Genomic DNA, 20,863 nt, shown 5'->3' with positions numbered 1-20,863 from the left:
TCCCCGCCTTGCACAGCCGTGCGATCAGCCCCTCAGGGTCTCCTCCAGCTTGCGCGCCACGGAGGCCGCCTCCTCCGCGGGCAGCGGCGCGTCGTCGGTGCCGGTGACGTAGAAGGCGTCGACGGCGTTGGAGCCGAGCGTGCTGACGTGCGCGCTGCGCACCCGTACCTCGGCGTCCTCCAGCGCCCGTCCGATCCGGAACAGCAGGCCCGGGGCGTCCTGGGCCCGTACCTCGAAGACGGTGGCGTGCCGGGAGGCCGCGGAGGCCACCGTCACGCGCGGCGGCGGGGCCACCCAGCCGCGGCGCCGCGGGTAGGCCGCGTCCCGCTCGGCGAGGCGGCCTGCAATGTCCAGGGAGCCGTCCAGGGCGCGGACCAGGTCGGCGCGGAGCCGGGCGGCCTGCGGCAGGGAGCCGTACTCGGCCGCGACCCGCCAGTCGAGCAGCAGGACCGTGCCGTCGTCGACGTCGTTGGGGAGTTGCAGGGAGCGCAGCTCGGCGGTGCGGACGGTCAGGCGGTGCACGGCGAGCACACCGGAGACGGCCGGGAGCACGCCCGGCTGGTCGGGTACGGCGATGAGCAGCTCGACGCCGAGCGGTTCGGGTTCGCCGGCGGGCTCGTCGTCGGTGGCGGCCGGCTCGGTCTGGGCGCGCAGGGCGAGGACCGGGGCGCCGGTGCGGAAGGCCTCGATGGACAGCCGCTCCTGCTCGGCCGTGGGCGCGCCCGGCTCGGGCTCGTCGGTGCCGTCCCCGGCGAGGACCGCGGAGACCCGCTTCACCAGGTCGGTGACGAGCGAGCCGCGCCAGGAGGACCAGGCCGCCGGTCCGGTGGCCAGCGCGTCGGCCTCGGTGAGGGCGTGCAGCAGCTCCAGGGTGCCCTGGGTGCCGACCGCGTCGGCGACCAGGCGGACCGTGGCCGGGTCGTCCAGGTCGCGCCGGGTGGCGGTCTCGATGAGCAGCAGGTGGTGGCGGACCAGGGTGGACAGGACCGCCACGTCGGCGCGGTCGAAGCCGATCCGGGCCGCCACGTCCTTGACGATGATCTCGCCGGCCACCGAGTGGTCGCCTGGCCAGCCCTTGCCGATGTCGTGCAGCAGGGCGGCGACCAGCAGCAGGTCGGGGCGGTGGACGCGGCGGGTGAACTCGGAGGCGCGGACGGCGGTCTCGATGAGGTGGCGGTCGACGGTCCAGACGTGCACGGCGTTGCGCTGGGGTCGGCAGCGGACCCGCTCCCAGTCGGGCAGCAGGCGGGTGATCAGGCCCTCGGCCTCCAGCGCCTCCCAGACCTCGACGGTGGGACGGCCGGAGCCGAGCAGGGTGACCAACTGCTCGCGGGCCTCGGCGGGCCAGGGCGTGGGCAGGGGGCGTGCGGTGGCGGCCATGCGCCGTACGGCGTGCAGGGAGAGCGGGAGGCCGGCCTGGGCGGCGGCGGCCGCGGCGCGCAGCGGGAGCACGGGGTCGCGTTCGGGGCGTGCGGCGCGGGCGAGCACCACCTCGCCGTCCTGCTCCACGACGCCCTCGGCGAGCGGGGAGCGCTCGGTGACCGGCTTGCCGCCGCCCAGCATGGCGCGCAGGCGCGGGCGGACGGCGCGTGAACGCAGTACGCGCCCCACTTCGCGCCAGGTGACGTCGCTGGCGTAGGAGATGACGCGGGCGGACTCGTAGACCTGGCGCAGCAGGGTGTCGGCGTCGAGGAGGTCCAGTTCGGCGGCGACCTGGTCCTGCTCCTGGAGCGCGAGGCGGTCGGTGGCCCGGCCCGTGGTCAGGTGCAGGGCGTCGCGGACGTCCAGGAGGCGCCTGCGGGCGTCGGCGAGGCCCTCGCGCGGGGCGTCGGCCAGCCAGGAGGCGGCGACGGCGCGCAGCGCGGTGGCGTCGCGGAGGCCGCCGCGGGCCTCCTTGAGGTCGGGTTCCAGGAGGTACTGGAGCTCGCCCTGGCGTTCGGCGCGCTCGGCGCAGAGCTCCTGGAGTTCGGGGAGGCGTTTGGGCGCCTGGTTGCGCCAGTCGGCGAGGATCGCGGTGCGCAGTCCGGAGGTGAGGCCGAGGTCGCCGGCGATGTGGCGGGCGTCGAGGAGGCCGAGCTGGACCTTGAGGTCCTCGCCCGCGGTCTTGCGGGCCTCGGCGGGGGTGCGCACGGAGTGGTCGAGGGCCAGGCCCAGGTCCCAGACGGGGTACCAGAGCCGGTCGGCGACGGCGGCGACCGCACCGGAGTCGGCGCCGTCGTGCAGCAGCAGGAGGTCGAGGTCGCTGCGCGGGGAGAGTTCGGCGCGGCCGTAGCCGCCGACGGCGACCAGGGAGACGCCGCCCCTGATGCCCTCGGTGGCCGCCGCGAACAGCCCGGTCAGCCATTCGTCGGTCAGCTCGGCGAGGGCGGTACGGCGCGGCGGCCCGGACCGCGCCCCCTCGGTGAGGAGGCGCAGCCGGGCCGCCGCGTAGCCGCTGGGTCCCGTGTTCTCCGCGTCGTTCCGAACTTCCGTACCCGTCACCCAGCGACTCCTGCCTGTATTCAGATGGTTCTGTTCTACAGTGCGTCCGGTCCGCGCTCGCCGGTGCGGACCCGTACGGCGGTCTCGACCGGGAGCGACCAGACCTTGCCGTCACCGATCTTGCCGGTGCGGGCGGCCTTGACGATGACGTCGATCAGCTGCTCGGTGTCCTCGTCCTCGGCCAGCACCTCGATACGGATCTTGGGCACCAGGTCGACCGTGTACTCCGCACCACGGTAGACCTCGGTGTGGCCGCGCTGCCGACCGTAGCCGCTGGCCTCGGTGACCGTGAGACCGTGGACGCCGAAGGCCTGGAGGGCCTCCTTGATCTCGTCGAGCCGGTGGGGCTTCACGACGGCGGTGATGAGCTTCATGCGTCCACCTTCTTGCTCGAACCGGCCAGGGCCGAGGCGGAGACCGCGCCGATGACACCGCCGCCCGTACCGCTGAAGTCGTATGCAGTCTCGGCGTGCTCGGCCTGGTCGATGCCGGAGACCTCCTCGTCCTCGGTGACCCGCATACCGATGGTCTTGTCGAGGAGGAAGGCGAGGACCGCGGAGGCGACCAGGGAGTAGGCGAGGACCGCGCCGACACCGGCGAACTGCTTCCACAGCTGGGTGAAGGAGTGGTCGCCGTAGAAGACGCCGGTCGCGGTGGACTGGCCCTTGCCGGTGGCGAAGAAGCCGATGAGCAGGGAGCCGATGATGCCGCCGACCATGTGGACGCCGACGACGTCCAGGGAGTCGTCGTAGCCGAACTTGAACTTCAGGCCGACGGCCGCGGCGCAGGCGACACCGGCGATGGCGCCGACGGCGATCGCGCCGAGCGGGGAGACCGCACCACCTGACGGGGTGATGGCGACCAGACCGGCGACCGCGCCGGAGGCGGCACCGAGGGTGGTGAACGCGCCGTGCCGGATCTTCTCGTAGGCGAGCCAGGCGAGCATGGCGGCGGCGGTGGCGACCTGCGTGTTGACGAACATCAGCGCGCCGACGCCGTCGTCGTTGCCGAGCCAGGAGCCGGCGTTGAAGCCGAACCAGCCGAACCACAGCAGACCGGCGCCGAGCATGACCAGCGGGAGGCTGTGCGGGCGCATCGGGTCCTTCTTGAAGCCGACGCGCTTGCCGATCACCAGGATGACGCCGAGGGCGCCGGCACCGGCGTTGATGTGGACCGCGGTACCACCGGCGAAGTCGATCACGCCGAGCTTGTAGGCCCAGCCGTCGGCGCCCCAGACCCAGTGGGCGACCGGGACGTAGACGACCGTCAGCCACAGGGCGACGAAGAGCGCCCAGGCCGAGAACTTGACGCGGTCGGCGATGGCACCGCTTATCAGGGCCGGGGTGATGACCGCGAACATCATCTGGAAGACCATGAAGACGAAGATCGGGATCGTGTAGCCGTCCCACAGCTCCGTCAGGCCGACGTTGCTCATGCCCAGCCAGTCGGAGTTGAATCCGATGAAGCCGTTGCTGGAGCCGAAGGCCAGGGAGAAGCCGTAGAGCACCCACAGGATGGTGACGATCCCGATGCTGACGAAGCTCATCATCAGCATGTTCAGGGTGCTCTTGACGCGGACCATGCCTCCGTAGAAGAAGGCGAGTCCCGGCGTCATGAGCAGCACCAGGGCGGAGCAGATGAGCATGAAGCCTGTGTTCGCGGAGGACAGCTTGGGTGCCTCCGCGGCAAGCGTGATGGCGGCTGGTGCCATCGGCGTCTCCTCGTCGGTTGTACGGCCCCGTGCGGGTCGGAGCGTGAAAGGTCCGGTCAAGCGGGGGGTGGGCCGGTTATGCGCCATGAGATTGGCGCAGCGCGGTTTCGGTCGTTGCCCCTCGTTGTTTCGCCGGAGTGACGAAGGCGCCGCGTGTGTTACGCCTGGATGAACTACCGGATTCCGGGCTCGCCGATCGTTATCGTGACGCAACCATTGCGAGATCAAGCGCAACCATCAATTGAGGACCCCTACGGCGACCAGCCACGTCCGCGAGAGCGGCGCCGGTTTAGGCGCAAAAAGGGGAACCGGCCGCGGTCGGCCCTCCGATGACCTGGCGTGGGGGAGCCGAGTCGGACAGTTCGGGAGGGCCGGCCGCGGCCGGGGTCTGGGAGGTACCGGGGATCAGACCGCCTCGGCGGTCTCCGGGAGGTCGACGGCGAGCTGTTCGGTGAGGTCGACGACCGCGGCCAGGTCGCCGTGGTCACGGACGGCCGAGTCGACCGTCTTTCGAATACGAGTGTTGACGCGCTCGGAGCGCACCTTCTTGGCGATGCCCATGGCCTCGGAGGCCAGAACCGTGCTCTGCTCGGGCTCGCCGCGCAGCAGGTGCACGGTGGCCATGCCGATGAGGTTGAGCGCGTACGACCGCTGGTGCTCGGCGTCCTTCGCGAACAGCTCGACGGCCTTCCGCATCAGCGGCTCGGCCAGCGAGGCGTAGGTCGGGCTGCGGCCCGCGACATAGGCGAGGTCGCGGAAGGAGTGGCTGTTCTCGCCGTAGAGCTCGGCCTCGGAGAAGAAGCGGATCCAGTCGGGATCCGGCTCGTCCCACTCGTCGGCCTCGGCGAAGGTGTCCTCGGCCATCCGGACCGCCCTCTTGCACTTGCCGGGCTGGCCCATGTTGGCGTAGGCGCGGGCCTCCATCGCATACAGCATCGACTGGGTGCGCGGGCTCGCGCAGTCCCGGCTGCCGTACTGGGCGAGGTGGATCAGTTCCAGGGCGTCGTCGGGCCGGCCGAGGTGGATCATCTGGCGGCTCATGCTGGAGAGGACGTACGAGCCGAGCGGCTTGTCGCCGGCCTCCTTGGCCGCGTGCAGGGCGAGCACGAAGTACTTCTGGGCGGTGGGCTGGAGACCGACGTCGTACGACATCCACCCGGCCAGCTCGGCGAGTTCGGCCGCGACCTTGAAGAGCTTGCGGGCGGTGGACTCGGGCTGGGGTTCCTGGAGGAGGTCGGTGACCTCGTGCAGCTGGCCGACGACCGCCTTGCGGCGCAGGCCGCCGCCGCACTGGGCGTCCCACTGGCGGAACATCTCCGTGGTGGACTCCAGGAGGGCCAGCTCGGGCTTGGAGATGCGGCCCGGGCGGCGGGGGTCGGCGGCCGGCTCGGGGGCCTGCTGCGGGCCACCCGGCGAGGGGACCAGCCAGCGCTGCATGGGTTCGATGAGGGACGGGCCCGCCGACAGCACCAGCGAGGTTCCGAGGAAGCCGCGCCGCGCCAGCATGAGGTCGCTGCGCGAGAACTCGCTGAGCAGGGCCACCGTCTGCGGGCCCGTCCAGGGCAGGTCGACGCCGGTCGCGGAGGGCGACTGGCGGGCGGCCCGCAGACCGAGGTCCTCGACCGAGACGACACAGCCGAACCGCTCGGAGAACAGCTCGGAGAGGATCCGGGGGATCGGCTCGCGCGGGTTCTCCCCGTCGAGCCAGCGGCGCACCCTGGACGTGTCCGTGGAGATGTGGTTGGCGCCCAACTGGCGTGCTCTGCGGTTCACCTGCCGCGCCAGCTCGCCCTTCGACCAGCCGCTGCGCACGAACCACGAGTTGAGCAGCTCGTTGGGGCGCTTGTCGGTGCTGGTCGCGGTCGCCCCGCTTCCGCCGTTGCCGCCCACTGGAACGCCCCCATCCCTGAGACCACTTGATGCCGGATGCGCCAAGCCCTATCAGAATGCCGGTAAATACGGCTGCCCGTCCGGTAGTTCTCACCCTTCGAACGGGATGCCGAGTTGCCTCCGGCATACCCACGAGTGCAAGTGCCCCCAGGCCTCGTGCACTCAAAGTAATCCTACGATCACTGCTCCAGCCACGGCGATCCCGGAAACGCCACCATTCGCCACCCCTTCGAATGAACTCACGATGCCCTGGGCGCGATTCACTTGACATAGGACGGCCGGGAGTAGGCGGAGCGGTGCACTCGGGGGCGCACATCCCCAGGTGCACCACCCGGGGAGCTTCAGGGCGCCGCCGTGACCTTGCGGGCCGGAGGGAAGGCGGAGCCGTAGCGTCACGTTCCGTTTCCGTCTCGTTCCGTGTCGTAACCACCGGCGCGGCGGACCCGTTGGAGGGGGTATGGGCTTCACGATCGGCGGCATTCGCGAGATCCGTTCCGGCACACGCCGGCGCGGTCGTTCATCGGACTGCACCGCCGTCGCCGAGTTCACCGGGCTGTGGGGCTGGGACGTGGTCCCGGGCGCCCGGGCCGCGGCCGGGGCGTGCTCCTGCGGGCACGCCGACTGTCCCGCGCCGGGAGCGCATCCGCTGGACTTCGCGCCCCAGGTGCCCGCGGGCGCCACGCTCGACGAGGTCACCAAGGCCTGGGGCGAGTTCCCCGGCGCGGCGGTGATGCTGCCGGTCGGCTCCGCGTTCGACGTGATCGAGGTCGCCGAGCCCGCCGGGCGCCGAGCCCTGGTCCGCCTGGAGCGGATGGGCCTCCCGCTCGGCCCGGTCACCGCCACCCCGGACGGCCGCGCCCAGTTCCTGGTGGCCCCCGGCGCCACCGCCGAACTCCCCGCGCTGCTCTACCGCATGGGCTGGGACGACCCGACCTCCCTGGACCTGCGCGGCCTCGGCACGGGTACGCACATCACCGCCCCGCCGTCCGACCGGGGCGGCCTGGGCCCGGTGCGCTGGCTGCGCCCGCCGGCCCTGGACTCGGCGACGAGGCCGCCCGCGGCGAGGCTGCTCCTGGGGACGCTGGCCTACGTGGCGCACCGGTCGCGGGCGTAACCGCGGCGGACCCGGCGGCCCATACGCCGAAGCGCCCGTCCCCGACTGCACCTCGGGGATCGGGCGCTTCTCACGAAGGCGGCCGGTGGATTTACTGCCGTCAGTCACCGATAAGGGCATCCACGAACGCTTCCGGCTCGAACGGCGCCAGGTCGTCCGCGCCCTCACCGAGGCCGATGAGCTTCACGGGGACACCCAGTTCACGCTGGACCGCGATCACGATGCCGCCCTTGGCGGTGCCGTCCAGCTTGGTGAGGACGATGCCGGTGATGTCGACGACCTCGGCGAAGACCCGGGCCTGGACGAGGCCGTTCTGGCCGGTGGTGGCGTCGAGGACGAGCAGCACCTCGTCCAGCGGGGCGTGCTTCTCCACGACCCGCTTGACCTTGCCCAGCTCGTCCATGAGGCCGGTCTTGGTGTGCAGCCGCCCGGCGGTGTCGATGAGCACCACGTCGACGCCCATCTCCTTGCCCTCCTTCACCGCGTCGAAGGCGACGGAGGCGGGGTCACCGGCCTCCGGGCCGCGCACGGTGTGGGCGCCCACCCGCTCGCCCCAGGTCTGCAACTGGTCGGCGGCGGCGGCCCGGAAGGTGTCGGCGGCGCCGAGCACCACCGTACGGCCGTCGGCGACCAGGACGCGGGCGAGCTTGCCGGTGGTGGTGGTCTTGCCGGTGCCGTTGACGCCGACGACCATCACGATGCCCGGCTTGCGGTCGGCCGGCTCGGTCTTCACCTCGCGGTCGGCGTCGGTGCCGACCAGCTTGAGCAGCTCCTCGCGCAGCAGGCCGCGCAGCTCCTCGGGGGTCCGGGTGCCGAGCACCTTGACGCGCTCGCGCAGCCGGTCGACCAGCTCGGTGGTGGGCTGCACGCCGACGTCGGCGGTGAGCAGGGTGTCCTCGATCTCCTCCCAGGTCTCGTCGTCGAGGTGCTCGCGCGAGAGCAGCGTGAGCAGCCCCTTGCCGAGGGCGGTCTGCGAGCGGGAGAGCCGGGCGCGCAGCCGGACCAGCCGGCCGGCGGTGGGCTCGGGGATCTCGATCTCGGGCGCTTCGACCGCGGGGGGCTCTTCGACGGCGACGGAAGCCGAGCCGTCGGGAAGGTCGACCTCCTCTATCGTCCGGCGCGGTTCGTCGCGCGGCGTCTCGGCCTCGTCGCCGATGTGCGGCTCGGCCGGGGGCGCGGTGATGTCGGGGGCGGCGGGGGGCGGCGGGGGCAGCGACTTCTTGCGCCGGCTGCCGACGACGAGCCCGCCGAGCGCACCGAGCACGACCACGGCGATGACTACAGCAAGGATGACGGTTTCCATAACCGCTCCAGTATGCGTGACCCCCTGCGCGGCCGGTCGTTCCCAGAGTGGGGCCGCGCGCCCCCGGGCCGGGCCGGCCCGCCGTCGGCCGCGTGTCGGCGGGAAGCCCTCACGGGCGGAGTCACAACCCGTCCAGTATCCGACGGGTGGGGTACGTCATGGCGTACCCAGGGCGGGTCACGGTTCATGCAGTGGGCCGTGACACGCCCTCGCCATCGGCATGAACACCCTGCCGCTTTTGAGCGTATAAGTCCACCTAGCTTACGATGCTGGCATGAGCACCACCGCCCACCACGATGGCCCGCTCGAACATCTCGAAGAGTCGCTGGAGCACCACGGCCTCGAAACCCGGGGCATCGAACCGGTCCCGGACTCCGAGCGCACCGGCACACCCCGCGGTCTGCTCCCCACCTGGATCGCCGCCAACATCACCGTCCTGCTGGTGACCGTGGGCGCGAGCCTCGCGGTGTCGTTCGGGCTGAACTTCTGGCAGTCCCTGGTGGTCGGCGTCGCGGCGCCGCTCGTGTCGTACGGCCTGGTCGGCCTCATCGGCATCGCCGGCAAGCGGGGCGGCGCACCGGGCATGGCACTCTCCCGGGCGGTCTTCGGCCAGCGCGGCAACCTGCTGCCCGGTGCGCTGATCTGGGTCGCGCGCTGGGGCTGGGAGACGATCAACGCGGTGACCGGCTGCTACGCCGCGCTGACCGTCCTCGACATCCTGTTCGGGATCAGGAGCAACACCGCCCTGGTCATCGTCGCCCTCCTCCTCTTCGTGATCGCCACGTTCGCGATCTCCGGCATGGGCATCAAGGCGGTGCGGTACTGCAACCGGTGGGCGACCTGGCTGTTCGGCGGCTTCTCGCTGCTGGTCCTCGGGCGCCTGATCGCGGTGACGGACTGGGCCCGGGTGTTCGGGCAGCCCGCCGGCCCCGCGACCGCGATGGTCGCCGGGGCCGGACTGATCGCGGCGGGCGGGATGAGCTGGGCACCGGCCGCGCCGGACTTCACGCGGTACCTGCCGGGTACGGCGTCCTCGGCGGCGATCGTACGCAACACGGTCGGCGGTGCCGGGATCGTCGTGCTCCCCCTGATCCTGATGGGCGCGGTGACCGCGTCCGGCGCCCCGGGCCTCGCCAGGGCGGCCGACCCGGTCTCCTTCCTCGGCGCGATCCTGCCGCTCTGGCTGGCGGTCCCCTACCTGCTCATCGCCCTGGTCGGGATGGTGCTGATCAACGCGATGTCGATGTACTCGGCGGGCTTCACCGCGCAGACGCTCGGCTTCCGGGTCCCCCGCCCCTGGGCGGTCTCCGTCAACGCGGTCATCTCGCTGGCCCTCGGGGCCGTCCTGATGCTGGTGGCCACCTCCTTCATGGCCTCCTTCACCGCCTTCCTGTCACTGCTGGCGGTGGCGTTCTCGGCATGGGTCGGGGTGTTCGGGACCGACATGCTCCGCCGCCGGGAGTACGACGGCGCGGCCCTCCTCGACACCACGCGCACCAGCGCCTACTGGTACCGGGCGGGCTTCTCCCCTGCCGCCGTCGCGGCCTGGGCGCTCGGCCTGGCGGCCGGCCTGCTCTTCACCACGTGCGACTGGTTCACCGGCCCGCTCGCCACGGACAACCCCGTCGGCCGGTACGGACTCGGCTGGATCGCCACGATCGCCGTCTCGGGCCTGCTCTACGTGGTGCTGCCGAAACCGGCGGTGGTGCCGGCGCAGGCCGGGAAGCCCGCACCCCTGGCCGTCTGACGCACCGTCAGCTACTGTCCCCGCACACCCGCCCGGCCAGCCAAGGTGAAGGGGAACTCCCATGCCCGTCTCGGTCGTCCGCTTCAACCTCGTCGAGCCCGGCGCCTCCCCGGCCGGCCTGGGCGCCCGGTACCGAGCGGCCCTCGACATGGCCGCGTACGCCGACGAGCACGGGGTCACCACCGTGCAGACCGAGGAGCACCACGGCGTCGGCAACAACTGGCTGCCGTCGCCGTTCGCCTTCGCGGGCGCGGTGTTCGGAGCGACCCGGAGCATCGCGGTGACCGTGTCGGCGGTGATCGGCCCGCTGCACGACCCGCTGCGGCTCGCGGAGGACATCGCGGTCCTCGACCTGCTCAGCGGGGGCCGGCTGGTGACGGTCGCCGGGATCGGCTACCGGCCCGAGGAGTACGCCCTGTTCGACGTGGACTGGAAGCGGCGCGGGCGGCTGCAGGACGAACTGCTCGAAACGCTGCTCAAGGCCTGGACCGGGGAGGAGTTCGAGTACCGGGGCCGCACGGTACGGGTCACCCCGCGCCCCCTCACCGACCCCCACCCGCTCCTCCTGGTCGGCGGTTCCTCCAAGGCCGCCGCCCGCCGCGCCGCCCGCCTCGGCCTGCCGTTCTTCCCGAGCGCGCACCTGCCGGAGCTGGAGGCGTACTACAAGGAGCGGCTCACCGAGTACGGCACGGAGGGCTGGACGATGATGCCCACGGCCGAGACACCGCTGCTGCACATCGCCGAGGACCCGGACCGGGCGTGGGCGGAGTTCGGCGAGCACTTCCTGCACGAGGCCCTGACGTACGCGTCCTGGCAGTCCGGGGAGATCCACTCGGCGGTGCGCTCCGGGGCGACGACGGTGGCGGAACTCCGCGCGGAGGGCGTCTACCGCATCGTCACGCCGGAGGAGTGCGTGTCGGCGGGGCTGGACAACCTGGTGCTGCATCCGCTGGCCGGCGGGATGCCGGTGGCGGAGGGCTGGCGGAGCCTGCGCTTGTTCGCCGAGGCCGTGCTTCCGGCACTGGCGGCGTAGCGGGGGCGGGGTTCGCCGACAGGTGGGTGCGGGAAGGTGGCGGCCCTGCCGGGTGGCACCGTCGTGACTGATCGCCGTTGCGGCGGGGAAAAAGGTGCGGCAGAGGTCAGGACCGGGGACCGGGGATTCCGCGGCGGATCGCGATGCGGGGTCCACGGCGGCCGGGTGGACCGGGGAACGCCGGAGCGGGCGGGCGCATGCGAACCGCCGCCCCGCCCGGGCAGTGACCGGGCGGGGCGGCGGGGGGTACGAGGAGAGGGGCAGCGGGGACTTGGCCCTTCTCCCCGAGTTCAGGGGGTCCCGGTGCGGGTCAGCCCATCTCCTCCAGGGACTTGCCCTTCGTCTCCTTGACGTACTTGAGGACGAACGGGATGGAGAGGGCGGCGAAGACCGTGTAGATCACGTAGGTGCCGGAGAGGTTCCAGTCGGCCAGCGACGGGAAGCTCGCGGTGATCGCCCAGTTGGCGATCCACTGCGCGGCGGCGGCCACGCCCAGGGCGGCGGCGCGGATCTTGTTCGGGAACATCTCGCCGAGCATGACCCAGACGACCACGCCCCAGGACAGGGCGAAGAAGAGGACGAAGATGTGCGCGGCGATCAGGGCGGTCCAGCCCTGCGCGGACGGGAGCTTGCCGTCGACCAGGTGGTAGGAGAAGGCCCAGGCCTCCAGCGCCAGGCCGACGACCATGCCGACCGAACCGATGAGGGCCAGCGGCTTGCGGCCGATGCGGTCCACGAAGATCATCGCGATCACGGTGCCGATGATGTTGATGATCGACGTCGTGAAGGAGTAGAAGAACGAGTCCGTCGGGTCGACACCGACCGACTGCCACAGCGTCGAGGAGTAGTAGAACGCGACGTTGATGCCGACGAACTGCTGGAAGACGGAGAGGCCGATACCGACCCAGACGATCGGCTTGAAGAAGAAGGAGCCGCCGAGCAGGTCCTTGAACGTGGACTTGTGCTCGCTCTTCATCGCGTGCTCGATCTCGGTGACCCGGGCGTCCAGGTCGGCGTTCTTGCCCTCGACCTCTTCGAGGATCGCGCGGGCGCGGTCACGCTTGCCGACGGAGATCAGGAAGCGCGGGGACTCGGGGATCGCGAGGGAGAGCAGGCCGTACAGGACGGCCGGGACCACCATGACGCCGAGCATGACCTGCCAGGCCTCCAGGCCCATCAGCTTGCCGCGCTGGTCGCCGCCGGCGGCGTTCAGCAGACCCCAGTTGACCAGCTGCGAGATGGCGATGCCGACGACGATCGCGGCCTGCTGGAAGGAGCCGAGACGGCCGCGGTAGGCGGGCGGGGCGACCTCGGCGATGTAGGCGGGGCCGATGACGGAGGCCATGCCGATGGCGAAGCCGCCGATGATCCGCCAGAAGGCGAAGTCCCAGAGGGCGAAGGGGAGCGCCGAGCCGACGGCGCTGACGGTGAACAGCACGGCCGCGATCTGCATGCAGCGGATACGGCCGATGCGGTCGGCTATCCGGCCGGCGGTCGCGGCGCCGATGGCGCAGCCGATCAGGGCGATGGCGATGACCTGGGCGAGAGCCGCGGACCCGATGTCGTAGCGGTCCCGGATGGCCTCGACGGCACCGTTGATGACGGAGCTGTCGTAGCCGAAGAGGAAACCGCCCATCGCGGCCGCCGCCGCGATGAAGATGACATGCCCGAGGTGATCGGGGTGAGCCGTCCCGGCTCCTGACTGGGGTGCCTGCGCAGTGCTGGTCACAAGAAACTCCTCGGGCCACCGGCAACGCCGCCGGGGGTGGGGGGTGAGCCCTCCCAGGTCTAAGTGGCGCACATCCGCACACCGCTCACACCTGAAGGTAAAAGCAACGTTGCAGAGACTATGCCTTCAAGTTTCGAAGTCAATAGGCGGTGGAGTGTGAAGTTGCAGATACCACGCAACGAAGATGCGTTCACTTCTTGAAGAATGGGAGGAGATGATCTACCTGGGGGCGCGGGGAACTGCGCGACCAGCCACAACGGCGCCGCACCCGAAGAAGTCGGCCAGGACCCAGCGTCAGCGCAACCGCTGGCTGATGACCTTCGACACACCGTCGCCCTGCATGGACACGCCGTACAGCGCGTCGGCGACCTCCATCGTCCGCTTCTGGTGCGTGATCACGATGAGCTGGGACGACTCCTGGAGCTCCTGCATGATGCGGATCAGCCGTTGCAGGTTGGTGTCGTCCAGGGCCGCCTCGACCTCGTCCATGACGTAGAACGGGCTGGGGCGGGCCTTGAAGATCGACACCAGCATCGCGACGGCGGTCAGCGAGCGTTCGCCACCCGACAGCAGGGAGAGCCGCTTGACCTTCTTGCCCGGCGGGCGGGCCTCGACGTCCACGCCCGTGGTGAGCATGTTGTCGGGGTCGGTGAGGATCAGCCGTCCTTCGCCGCCCGGGAAGAGGCGGCTGAAGACGCCCTCGAACTCGCGGGCCGTGTCCCGGTAGGCCTCGGTGAAGACCTGCTCGACCCGCTCGTCGACCTCCTTCACGACCTGAAGCAGGTCGGCGCGGGTCTTCTTCAGGTCCTCCAGCTGCTCGCTGAGGAACTTGTGCCGTTCCTCAAGGGCCGCGAACTCCTCCAGGGCCAGCGGGTTGACCTTGCCGAGCTGCTGGTAGGCCCGCTCGGCCGCCTTGAGCCGGCGCTCCTGCTCGGCCCGGTGGAAGGACTTCGGCTGGTTGCGCGGGTGCTCGGGGTCGTCCGGCAGCACCTCGCCCTCGGCGGGGGGCGAGGGCGGCACCAGCTGGTGCGGGCCGTACTCCTCGACGAGCCCCGCCGGTTCGACACCGAGTTCCTCCAGCGCCTTGGTCTCCAGCTGCTCGATCCGCAGCCGCTTCTCGGCGCCGAGTACCTCGCCCCGGTGAACTGAATCCGTGAGTTTGTCGAGTTCGGCCTTGAGGTCGCGGCCTGCGGTGCGGGCAGCGGTCAGCTCCTGCTCGCGGCGGGCCTTCGCGGCCTCGGCGGCGGCGCGTTCCTGCTCCGCCCGGCCGACCGAGACCTCGACGTGCGCGAGCAGTTGCCGGGCGCCGGCGGCGACGGCCTCGGCGACCGCCGCCTCGTGACGCAGCCGGGCGCGCCGCTGCTCGGCACGCGCGCGTGCCTCGCGTTCGGCGCGGGCGGCGCGGTCGAGGGAGTCGGCACGCCCTGCGAGGCCCTTGACCCGTTCCTCGTGGGTGCGGACCTGGAGGCGGGCCTCCATCTCGGTCTGGCGGGCGTTGGCGCCGTCGGCGGCGAGGCGGTCGCGCGCCGAGGTGTCGGGCTCCTCCTCGACGGGCATCTCCTCGGCCACGGCGAGCCGCTCGGCGAGGATCTCGACCTCTTCGAGAGCCCTGTCGAGGGAGTCCTGGGCGCGGGCGGCGGCTGCCGTGGAGCGTTCCGCCTCGCCTGCCGCGCCGCGTGCCTGTCCGGCGAGGCGGCCGAGCTGCTGGGCCACGGCCGACTTCTCGCGGTCGGCGGCGCGGCGCCGCTCGCCGAGTTCCTCGACGAGGGCCGCGCACTCCCTGCGGCGCTCCCCTGCCGTGTGCTGTGCCTCGGACAGTTCCTCGCAGCGGACGGCGAGTTCCTCCAGCTCGGCGGCGGCCTCGTCCACGGAGGCCTGCACTTCCAGCAGGCTGGGGGCGCCGGCGGAGCCGCCGTGCGCGAAGTGGGCGCCGAGGAGGTCGCCTTCGGCGGTCACCGCGGTGAGGTGGGGGTGGCGGTAGATCAGGTCCTCGGCGGCTTCGAGGGTGTCGACGACGACGATGTCGCCGAGGAGGCGTCGTACGGCGGGCATCAGGTCGGCGGGGCCGCGGACGAGATCTGCGGCGAAGTTCCCTGACGGGGGGGCCGTGGGGGGTCGGCGGTCGGGTGCGGCGCCGTCGTGGCCGGTCGCGCCGTTCCCCGCGCCCCTATGGGGCACGGCCCCCGCGGCCGTGACTTCGGGTGCGGGTGCGTGGGGGCTCGTCGCGCCGTTCCCCGCGCCCCTATGGGGCGCTGCGGACTGGGGGGCTTCGAGGCGAGGGGCTTCGAGTCGGGGTGGTTCCGGGGCTCCTGCCAGGAGGAGGGCGGCGCGGCCGCCGTCCTGTTTGCGGAGGAGGCGGATGGCGTCGGCTGCCGAGGACGGGGTCGTGACCGCGATGGCGTCCGCGGCTGTGCCGAAGGCCGCTGCCAGGGCGACCTCGTGGCCCGGGGTCACGGTGAGGAGTTCTGCCGCCGGGCCCAGGACTCCGGTGAGGCGGTCCCGGGCGCCGAGCAGTATTCCGGTGCCGTCCTTGCGGCGCAGGCCCATGGCCAGCGCCTCGTGCCGGGCCTGGGTCGCAGCCCGCTTGCGTTCCGCCGCCGTGACGTCCTCGCGGGCCGCGGTCAGGGCCGCCTCCGCCTCGGCGAGCCGGTGCTTGGCCTGGTCGTGCCGGCCGGCGAGTTCCTCGTCGCCGGCGTCGAGGCCGTCGACCTCCGCCTTCAGCGCCTCGTACTCCTCCTGAGCCGAGACCGCCCGTTCCTGGGCCTCGTCGCGGGCGGCGGCCAGCCGGTCGATCTCGGCCTGGGCGGACGCGGCACGGGAGCGGGCCGCGCCCACCTGGCCGTTCAGCCGGGCGAGGCTCTCGCGGCGGTCGGCGATGGAGCGGGCCACGTCCTTCAGGCGCCGCTCTTCGAGGGCCAGTTCGCGCTCCAGCTCGGCGCGGTGGGCGACGGTGTCGTCGAGGGCGTGCTGGGCCGCCTCCAGGGAGGCCTCCAGCTCGGCCTCCTGTTCACGGATGCGGTGGGCCTCGCGCTCCATGTCCTCGGGGTCACGGCCGCGCCGTTCCTCGGGGGGCGCGGAGGTGGCGCTCTTGACCCGGGCGTCGGCCAGCGAGGTGGTGCCGCGGACCCGCTCGGCGAGCTGGGAGAGCTCGTACCAGGTCTGCTGGGCCCGCTGCAGGCGCGGGGTGAGCTGCCGTACCTCGTCCTCCAGGAGGGCCTCCCGCTGGAGGGCCTTCTTCAGCTCCTGCTCGGCGGCTTCCTTGCGTTCCTTGAGGGCGGCCTCGTCGGCGACCTCGGTCCGGAGTGCCTGGCGGAGCCGTACGAGGTCGTCGGCGAGCAGGCGCAGGCGGGAGTCGCGGAGGTCCGCCTGGATGACGGCGGCCCGGCGGGCGACGGCGGCCTGCCGGCCGAGGGGCTTGAGCTGGCGGCGGAGTTCGTCGGTCAGGTCCTGTACGCGGGCCAGGTTCGCCTGCATCGCGTCCAGTTTGCGGAGGGCCTTCTCCTTGCGCTTGCGGTGCTTCAGCACGCCCGCGGCCTCTTCGATGAAGGCGCGGCGGCCCATCGGGTCGGCGTGCAGGACGGAGTCGAGCTGGCCCTGGCCGACGATGACGTGCATCTCGCGGCCGATGCCGGAGTCGGAGAGGAGTTCCTGGATGTCCAGGAGGCGACACGTGTCGCCGTTGATCTGGTACTCGCTGCCGCCGTTGCGGAACATGATCCGCGTGATGGTGACCTCGGCGTACTCGATGGGCAGCGCGCCGTCGGAGTTGTCGATGGTCAGGGACACCTCGGCGCGGCCCAGCGGGGGGCGGCCGGTGGTGCCGGCGAAGATGACGTCCTCCATCTTGCCGCCGCGCAGCGACTTGGCGCTGTGCTCGCCCATGACCCAGGTGAGCGCGTCCACCACATTGGACTTGCCCGAGCCGTTCGGACCGACGACGCACGTGATCCCCGGCTCGAACCGGAGCGTGGTCGCCGAGGCGAACGACTTGAACCCGCGGAGGGTCAGGGCCTTGAGGTGCACGCCGTCGGACTCTACCCGGCGCCGCTACCGCACTCCACGACCCCTCGCAACCTCGCGGTTTCGCGTATGAACATGCAGGGCACACCAGACGTTAAAGAAGGTGAAAGGATGCGCGGAGCTGGATCGGGGCGGGGCGCGGGGGCGCAGGGAGTACAAGAAAGAAGGGACGCCGAGGCGTCCCTTGCAAATCTTGACAACTTAAGCGGTTGAAAGGGCTGCCCAACCGCCGCATGTGCTGTTGTGGAGCGATGCAGCGATCAGGTGAGCGCAGGCTCCGCCTGGTGTGCGTCGATGCTCTCCATGATCCTGTCGGGAGAAGCGGCAGCCGTCAGCTCGTCGTTCTCGGCCTGGATCCGTACCAGCTCGGATTCGAGGTCCTGGACTCGCTGCTGGAGCCGTCGCATCTCGGCGAGGAGTCGCGGGTCGGAGCCGCCGACGTAACCGAGAAGCGCCTTTGCCATGATGGATGGTCCTCCACACTGAGTGACCGACCGTAGCGGTGTGGGTCGTGAGGGATTCGCACCCGCGGTGCTTGACACATCCGAGTGTTGCTCGACTGTTGCGCCATGCCAAACAGCTAAGGTGCGCGGGGCTTTCAGCGTCTCACCAAAAAGTTTGACGGTCAACACGATCACACCCTGCATTGGCGGGTGAACCCGTAGTCGGGCGGCCCTGACCGGGTGGCGCTGCGACTCCCGCGGGGCCCTCAGGGCGAGGCGATCATCTGTAAGTGCGGAGCCTGCCACGACACGCGGTTCTTGGCAACCACCAGGCCATTTCTGCTCGGGGCACATGCCGGTGGCAGATCGCTCCGCTTCTTCCTGCGCGGCTTTACAGAGCGGGCTCAGCGGATGGCGAAGCCGTCGTAGCCACCCCGGGGTGTGTCCCAGATCTCGGTGACACCCTCCACCCGCCCGGGCGTGTCATCGCCCTGGAGCCAGTCGAGCAGCCCTTGGCAGCCCGCATGGGGACCCTCCGCGACCACCTGGACGCGGCCGTCGCCCAGATTGAGGGCAAAACCACTCAGGCCCCCGATCTCCAGCGCCTTGGCCCGCGTGAACCAGCGGAAACCCACACCCTGCACCCGTCCACGGACCCAGGCGACCAGTCGCACATCCTCGCTCATGGATGCAACCTAACGGGCCAATGTCCCTCGGGACGCCTCCTCCCCCAGCGGTATGGGGTACCGTCCCCACCCAATGAATCTCATATGAAACTCACTCGATCGAGTGAGCCTGGTTGACCAGAAGGAGTCACTGGCCACACCGGCCCCTGGTCGACCGCGACCGCGAGGACGAGGGAAGAGGGCAAGGACAATGGGACGCCACCGACGCCACGCCGCCGGCCGCGCCACCACGGGCCACGCCACGGGGGTCACGGAAAGCGACGGCTCGTACCCGGGCGGCCACGACCCGCAGGACTCGTACGCGGGCCTCCGCTACGGCACGGGCACGGCCGCCTACCTGCGCCAGGAGCAGGAGTACCAGGAGTACGCGGACACCAACGCGCGCAGCTCGGCCTATCTGTTCGCGACCGAGGACGACTACGCCCGCTTCATGAACACCACCGAGTTCCCGGCCGAGGAGTTCGCCCCGGCCGGCGGCTCCCCCTCGGGCGGCGGGCACCGGCGGCGGAAGAAGAGCGGGCGGCCCGTGGCCACGGGCCTGCTCGGGGTCTCGGCGGCCGTCGCCATCGGCACGGTCGCGGTGGCCACCGGCATGGTGCCCGGCCTGGAGAACTACAAGCTCGGCGGCAACAGCAGCACGACCGGCGGCGAGCGGGTGCAGGCCGACGGCGAGCCCAGCAACACGGCCGCCGAGCAGGGCGGCACCTCCGGCAGCGCCGAGAGCCGCGACACCGGCTCCTCGACCAGCCGCGACACCCGGCGCTCCGGCTCGCCGACGGCGTCGGCGTCCGCCTCGGACTCCACCTCCACCTCCACCTCCGCGTCGCCCGCCCCGGCGAAGACGGCGACCGAGAAGCCGACGCCCACCGCCACGGCGTCCACGGAGCCGAAGGCCACGCCGAGCAAGACGGCCACCAAGGCGCCGGTGAAGACCGCCGCGCCGATCACCTCCTCCGAGGAGGCGGTCGTCGGGGCCGAGGTGCTGAAGCTGGTGAACGAGGAGCGGGCCAAGGTCGGCTGCAGTGCCCTGTCGGCGAACTCCTCGCTGACCAAGCTGGCCGAGGCGTTCAGTGACGACATGGCCGCGCGGGACTTCTTCGACCACACCGACCCGGACGGCAAGACGCCGTGGGACCGGGCCGCGGCGGCCGGCATAGCCAACCTCGGCGGCGAGAACATAGCCCGCGGCCAGGCCACCGCGCAGGCCGTCATGGACGCCTGGATGAACAGCGAGGGCCACCGCGCCAACATCCTGAACTGCGACTTCAAGACCCTCGGGGTCGGCGTGCACTTCGGCGAGGGCGGGCCGTGGTGGACGCAGGACTTCGGGTACTGACCCGACCAGCCCACTAACCACCGGTTAGCGCACCCTGTCGGTTAGCGCTGTGCTCCCGTACGCTTGACGCATGACCATCACCCAGGACGGCGCCGTGGAGCCGCAGCCTCCGTACGACGTCTTCGCCCGGGCCTGTCCCTCGCGCACCACCCTCGAACACGTGATGGGCCGCTGGGGCGGGCTCACGCTGAGCGCGCTGTACGACGGATCGTTCCGGTTCAACGAGCTGCGCCGTCGCGTGGACGGCGTCAGCGAGAAGATGCTCTCCCAGACGCTCCAGGCCCTGGAGCGCGACGGCCTGGTGCACCGCGAGGCCCAGCCGACCAACCCGCCGCGCGTCGACTACGAACTGACCCCGCTCGGCCGCGGGGTCGCCGAGCGCCTGCTGACCGTCGTGCACTTCGTCGAGGGCCGGATGGACGAGGTGCTGACCGCCCGCGAGCGTTACGACGAGACGCGCGGCGCCCGCTGACACTGCGGGCAGAAGTAGCTGGACCGGTTCATCCAGGGCCGCCTGCGCATCGGCGTACCGCACCGCCGGCAGGGCAGCCCCTCCCGGCCGTAGGCGTCCAGCGAGCGGTCGAAGTACCCGGACTCGCCGTTGACGTTGACGTACAGGCTGTCGAAGCTGGTGCCGCCGACGGCCAGCGCCGCGTTCATCACGTCCCGTACGTGGCCGAGGAGTTCGGCGGTGCGCGGGCGGGTGAAGCCGGCGGTCGGCCGCTCGTAGTGGACGCGGGCGCGCCAGAGGGCCTCGTCCGCGTAGATGTTGCCGACTCCGCTGATCAGGGACTGGTCGAGCAGCGCCCGCTTGATGGTGGTCCGCTTCCGGCGCAGCGCCTGGTGGAAGGCCTCGTCGTCGAACAGCGGGTCGAGGGGGTCGCGGGCGATGTGCGCGATGACGTCCGGGAGTCCGTCGGGGGTGTTGTCGTGCAACGACAGTCCGCCGAAGGTGCGTTGGTCGACGAAGCGGAGCTCGGTGTCCACCTCGTCGGCGAACCGGACGCGGATGCGCAGGTGTTTCTCGTCCGGTGCCTCGTGCGGCTGGACCAGCAGCTGGCCGCTCATGCCGAGGTGGGCGAGGACCGACTGGCCGGTGTCCTCCAACGGCAGCCACAGGTACTTGCCGCGCCGGCTCGGGGTGCCGATGCGGTGGCCCTTGAGCCGGTGCGTGAAGTCGTCGGCGCCGGCGAGGTGCCGTCGTACCGCACGCGGGTGCAGGACCTCGGCCTCGGCCACGACGCGATGGGCGACCCATCGCTCCAGGCCGCGCCGTACGACCTCCACCTCGGGCAATTCAGGCATCGGGACTCCCGGGAAGGACCGTGGACGATCCGAGCGCCCGCCTCCGTGGAAAGGTGGCGGGCGCT

15 protein-coding genes are annotated in these 20,863 nt (G+C 71.5%); 5 read left to right on the top strand and 10 right to left on the bottom strand.

Going from position 1 to position 20,863, the window contains the following annotated elements; genetic code table 11:
• Positions 1-24: 24 nt before the first annotated feature.
• The 4 genes from ACGF5O_RS33765 to ACGF5O_RS33750 all read right to left on the bottom strand — a co-directional run bounded on the left by ACGF5O_RS33765 (position 25) and on the right by ACGF5O_RS33750 (position 6,082).
• Complete coding sequence (locus tag ACGF5O_RS33765) at positions 25-2,481, bottom strand: [protein-PII] uridylyltransferase (RefSeq protein ID WP_393813678.1); 2,457 nt, start codon at positions 2,479-2,481, stop codon at positions 25-27.
• A gap of 35 nt (positions 2,482-2,516) precedes the next feature.
• Positions 2,517-2,855 carry a P-II family nitrogen regulator gene (locus ACGF5O_RS33760; RefSeq protein ID WP_362583488.1) on the bottom strand — a complete coding sequence of 113 codons (339 nt, stop codon included), beginning with the start codon at positions 2,853-2,855 and terminating at the stop codon, positions 2,517-2,519.
• Positions 2,852-4,192, bottom strand: a complete 1,341-nt coding sequence (locus ACGF5O_RS33755) for an ammonium transporter (protein ID WP_393813677.1) — start codon at positions 4,190-4,192, stop codon at positions 2,852-2,854. The genes ACGF5O_RS33760 and ACGF5O_RS33755 overlap by 4 nt, the downstream gene beginning before the upstream one ends.
• A 405-nt stretch (positions 4,193-4,597) precedes the next feature.
• The gene (locus ACGF5O_RS33750; protein ID WP_393813676.1) at positions 4,598-6,082 is read right to left on the bottom strand and encodes a hypothetical protein; all 1,485 of its coding nucleotides are present in this window, start codon (positions 6,080-6,082) and stop codon (positions 4,598-4,600) included.
• A gap of 457 nt (positions 6,083-6,539) precedes the next feature.
• Here ACGF5O_RS33750 and ACGF5O_RS33745 point away from each other — a divergent pair, with 457 nt between their 5' ends.
• Positions 6,540-7,196, top strand: a complete 657-nt coding sequence (locus ACGF5O_RS33745; protein WP_393813675.1) for a bifunctional DNA primase/polymerase — start codon at positions 6,540-6,542, stop codon at positions 7,194-7,196.
• Positions 7,197-7,296: 100 nt separating this feature from the next.
• Here the strand turns inward: ACGF5O_RS33745 and ftsY are convergent, their stop codons facing one another.
• The gene (gene ftsY / locus ACGF5O_RS33740; protein ID WP_393813674.1) at positions 7,297-8,499 is read right to left on the bottom strand and encodes a signal recognition particle-docking protein FtsY; all 1,203 of its coding nucleotides are present in this window, start codon (positions 8,497-8,499) and stop codon (positions 7,297-7,299) included.
• Between the two features lie 274 nt (positions 8,500-8,773).
• On the opposite strand from ftsY, the gene ACGF5O_RS33735 reads away from it, so the two are divergent.
• Entirely contained in the window at positions 8,774-10,246 is a 1,473-nt protein-coding gene (locus ACGF5O_RS33735) for a purine-cytosine permease family protein (RefSeq protein WP_393813673.1), read from the top strand.
• 61 nt (positions 10,247-10,307) lie between these two features.
• Positions 10,308-11,279 (top strand): LLM class flavin-dependent oxidoreductase, encoded by a 972-nt coding sequence (locus ACGF5O_RS33730; protein ID WP_393813672.1) that lies wholly within the window; start codon positions 10,308-10,310, stop codon positions 11,277-11,279.
• Positions 11,280-11,589: 310 nt separating this feature from the next.
• Here ACGF5O_RS33730 and ACGF5O_RS33725 read toward each other — a convergent pair whose 3' ends face one another.
• From ACGF5O_RS33725 to ACGF5O_RS33710, 4 genes are all read right to left on the bottom strand, one after another.
• The gene (locus ACGF5O_RS33725; RefSeq protein ID WP_393813671.1) at positions 11,590-13,008 is read right to left on the bottom strand and encodes a sugar porter family MFS transporter; all 1,419 of its coding nucleotides are present in this window, start codon (positions 13,006-13,008) and stop codon (positions 11,590-11,592) included.
• Between the two features lie 294 nt (positions 13,009-13,302).
• Positions 13,303-17,031 carry an AAA family ATPase gene (locus ACGF5O_RS33720; protein WP_393813670.1) on the bottom strand — a complete coding sequence of 1,243 codons (3,729 nt, stop codon included), beginning with the start codon at positions 17,029-17,031 and terminating at the stop codon, positions 13,303-13,305.
• A gap of 257 nt (positions 17,032-17,288) precedes the next feature.
• Positions 17,289-17,492, bottom strand: coding sequence for a hypothetical protein (locus ACGF5O_RS33715; protein WP_089099736.1), 204 nt, complete (start codon positions 17,490-17,492; stop codon positions 17,289-17,291).
• Between the two features lie 383 nt (positions 17,493-17,875).
• Positions 17,876-18,157, bottom strand: coding sequence for an acylphosphatase (locus tag ACGF5O_RS33710; RefSeq protein WP_393813669.1), 282 nt, complete (start codon positions 18,155-18,157; stop codon positions 17,876-17,878).
• Positions 18,158-18,347: 190 nt separating this feature from the next.
• Between ACGF5O_RS33710 and ACGF5O_RS33705 the strand changes: the two genes are divergently transcribed.
• Both ACGF5O_RS33705 and ACGF5O_RS33700 read left to right on the top strand, forming a co-directional pair.
• Positions 18,348-19,493, top strand: coding sequence for a CAP domain-containing protein (locus tag ACGF5O_RS33705; protein WP_393813668.1), 1,146 nt, complete (start codon positions 18,348-18,350; stop codon positions 19,491-19,493).
• Between the two features lie 70 nt (positions 19,494-19,563).
• On the top strand, positions 19,564-19,965 hold the full coding sequence (locus ACGF5O_RS33700) for a winged helix-turn-helix transcriptional regulator (RefSeq protein ID WP_393813667.1): 402 nt from the start codon (positions 19,564-19,566) through the stop codon (positions 19,963-19,965).
• Here the strand turns inward: ACGF5O_RS33700 and mutM are convergent.
• A complete protein-coding gene (gene mutM, locus ACGF5O_RS33695) occupies positions 19,938-20,798 on the bottom strand; it encodes a bifunctional DNA-formamidopyrimidine glycosylase/DNA-(apurinic or apyrimidinic site) lyase (RefSeq protein ID WP_393813666.1) in 861 nt (286 codons plus the stop codon). The two genes, ACGF5O_RS33700 and mutM, sit on opposite strands and share 28 nt — an antisense overlap.
• Positions 20,799-20,863: the final 65 nt, after the last annotated feature.

Origin of the sequence: Streptomyces sp. NPDC048291 (genome assembly GCF_043201715.1) — a bacterium.
GTDB lineage: Bacteria > Actinomycetota > Actinomycetes > Streptomycetales > Streptomycetaceae > Streptomyces.
This window is presented reverse-complemented; position numbering and strand designations above follow the sequence as displayed.

Coding starts and splice junctions, on each gene's coding strand:
- ACGF5O_RS33730 (WP_393813672.1), top strand. CDS start 10,308: ATGCCCGTCTCGGTCGTCCGCTTCAACCTCGTCGAGCCCGGCGCCTCC.
- ACGF5O_RS33715 (WP_089099736.1), bottom strand. CDS start 17,492: ATGGCAAAGGCGCTTCTCGGTTACGTCGGCGGCTCCGACCCGCGACTC.
- ACGF5O_RS33760 (WP_362583488.1), bottom strand. CDS start 2,855: ATGAAGCTCATCACCGCCGTCGTGAAGCCCCACCGGCTCGACGAGATC.
- mutM (WP_393813666.1), bottom strand. CDS start 20,798: ATGCCTGAATTGCCCGAGGTGGAGGTCGTACGGCGCGGCCTGGAGCGA.
- ACGF5O_RS33700 (WP_393813667.1), top strand. CDS start 19,564: ATGACCATCACCCAGGACGGCGCCGTGGAGCCGCAGCCTCCGTACGAC.
- ACGF5O_RS33745 (WP_393813675.1), top strand. CDS start 6,540: ATGGGCTTCACGATCGGCGGCATTCGCGAGATCCGTTCCGGCACACGC.
- ACGF5O_RS33705 (WP_393813668.1), top strand. CDS start 18,348: ATGGGACGCCACCGACGCCACGCCGCCGGCCGCGCCACCACGGGCCAC.
- ACGF5O_RS33710 (WP_393813669.1), bottom strand. CDS start 18,157: ATGAGCGAGGATGTGCGACTGGTCGCCTGGGTCCGTGGACGGGTGCAG.
- ACGF5O_RS33735 (WP_393813673.1), top strand. CDS start 8,774: ATGAGCACCACCGCCCACCACGATGGCCCGCTCGAACATCTCGAAGAG.
- ftsY (WP_393813674.1), bottom strand. CDS start 8,499: ATGGAAACCGTCATCCTTGCTGTAGTCATCGCCGTGGTCGTGCTCGGT.
- ACGF5O_RS33755 (WP_393813677.1), bottom strand. CDS start 4,192: ATGGCACCAGCCGCCATCACGCTTGCCGCGGAGGCACCCAAGCTGTCC.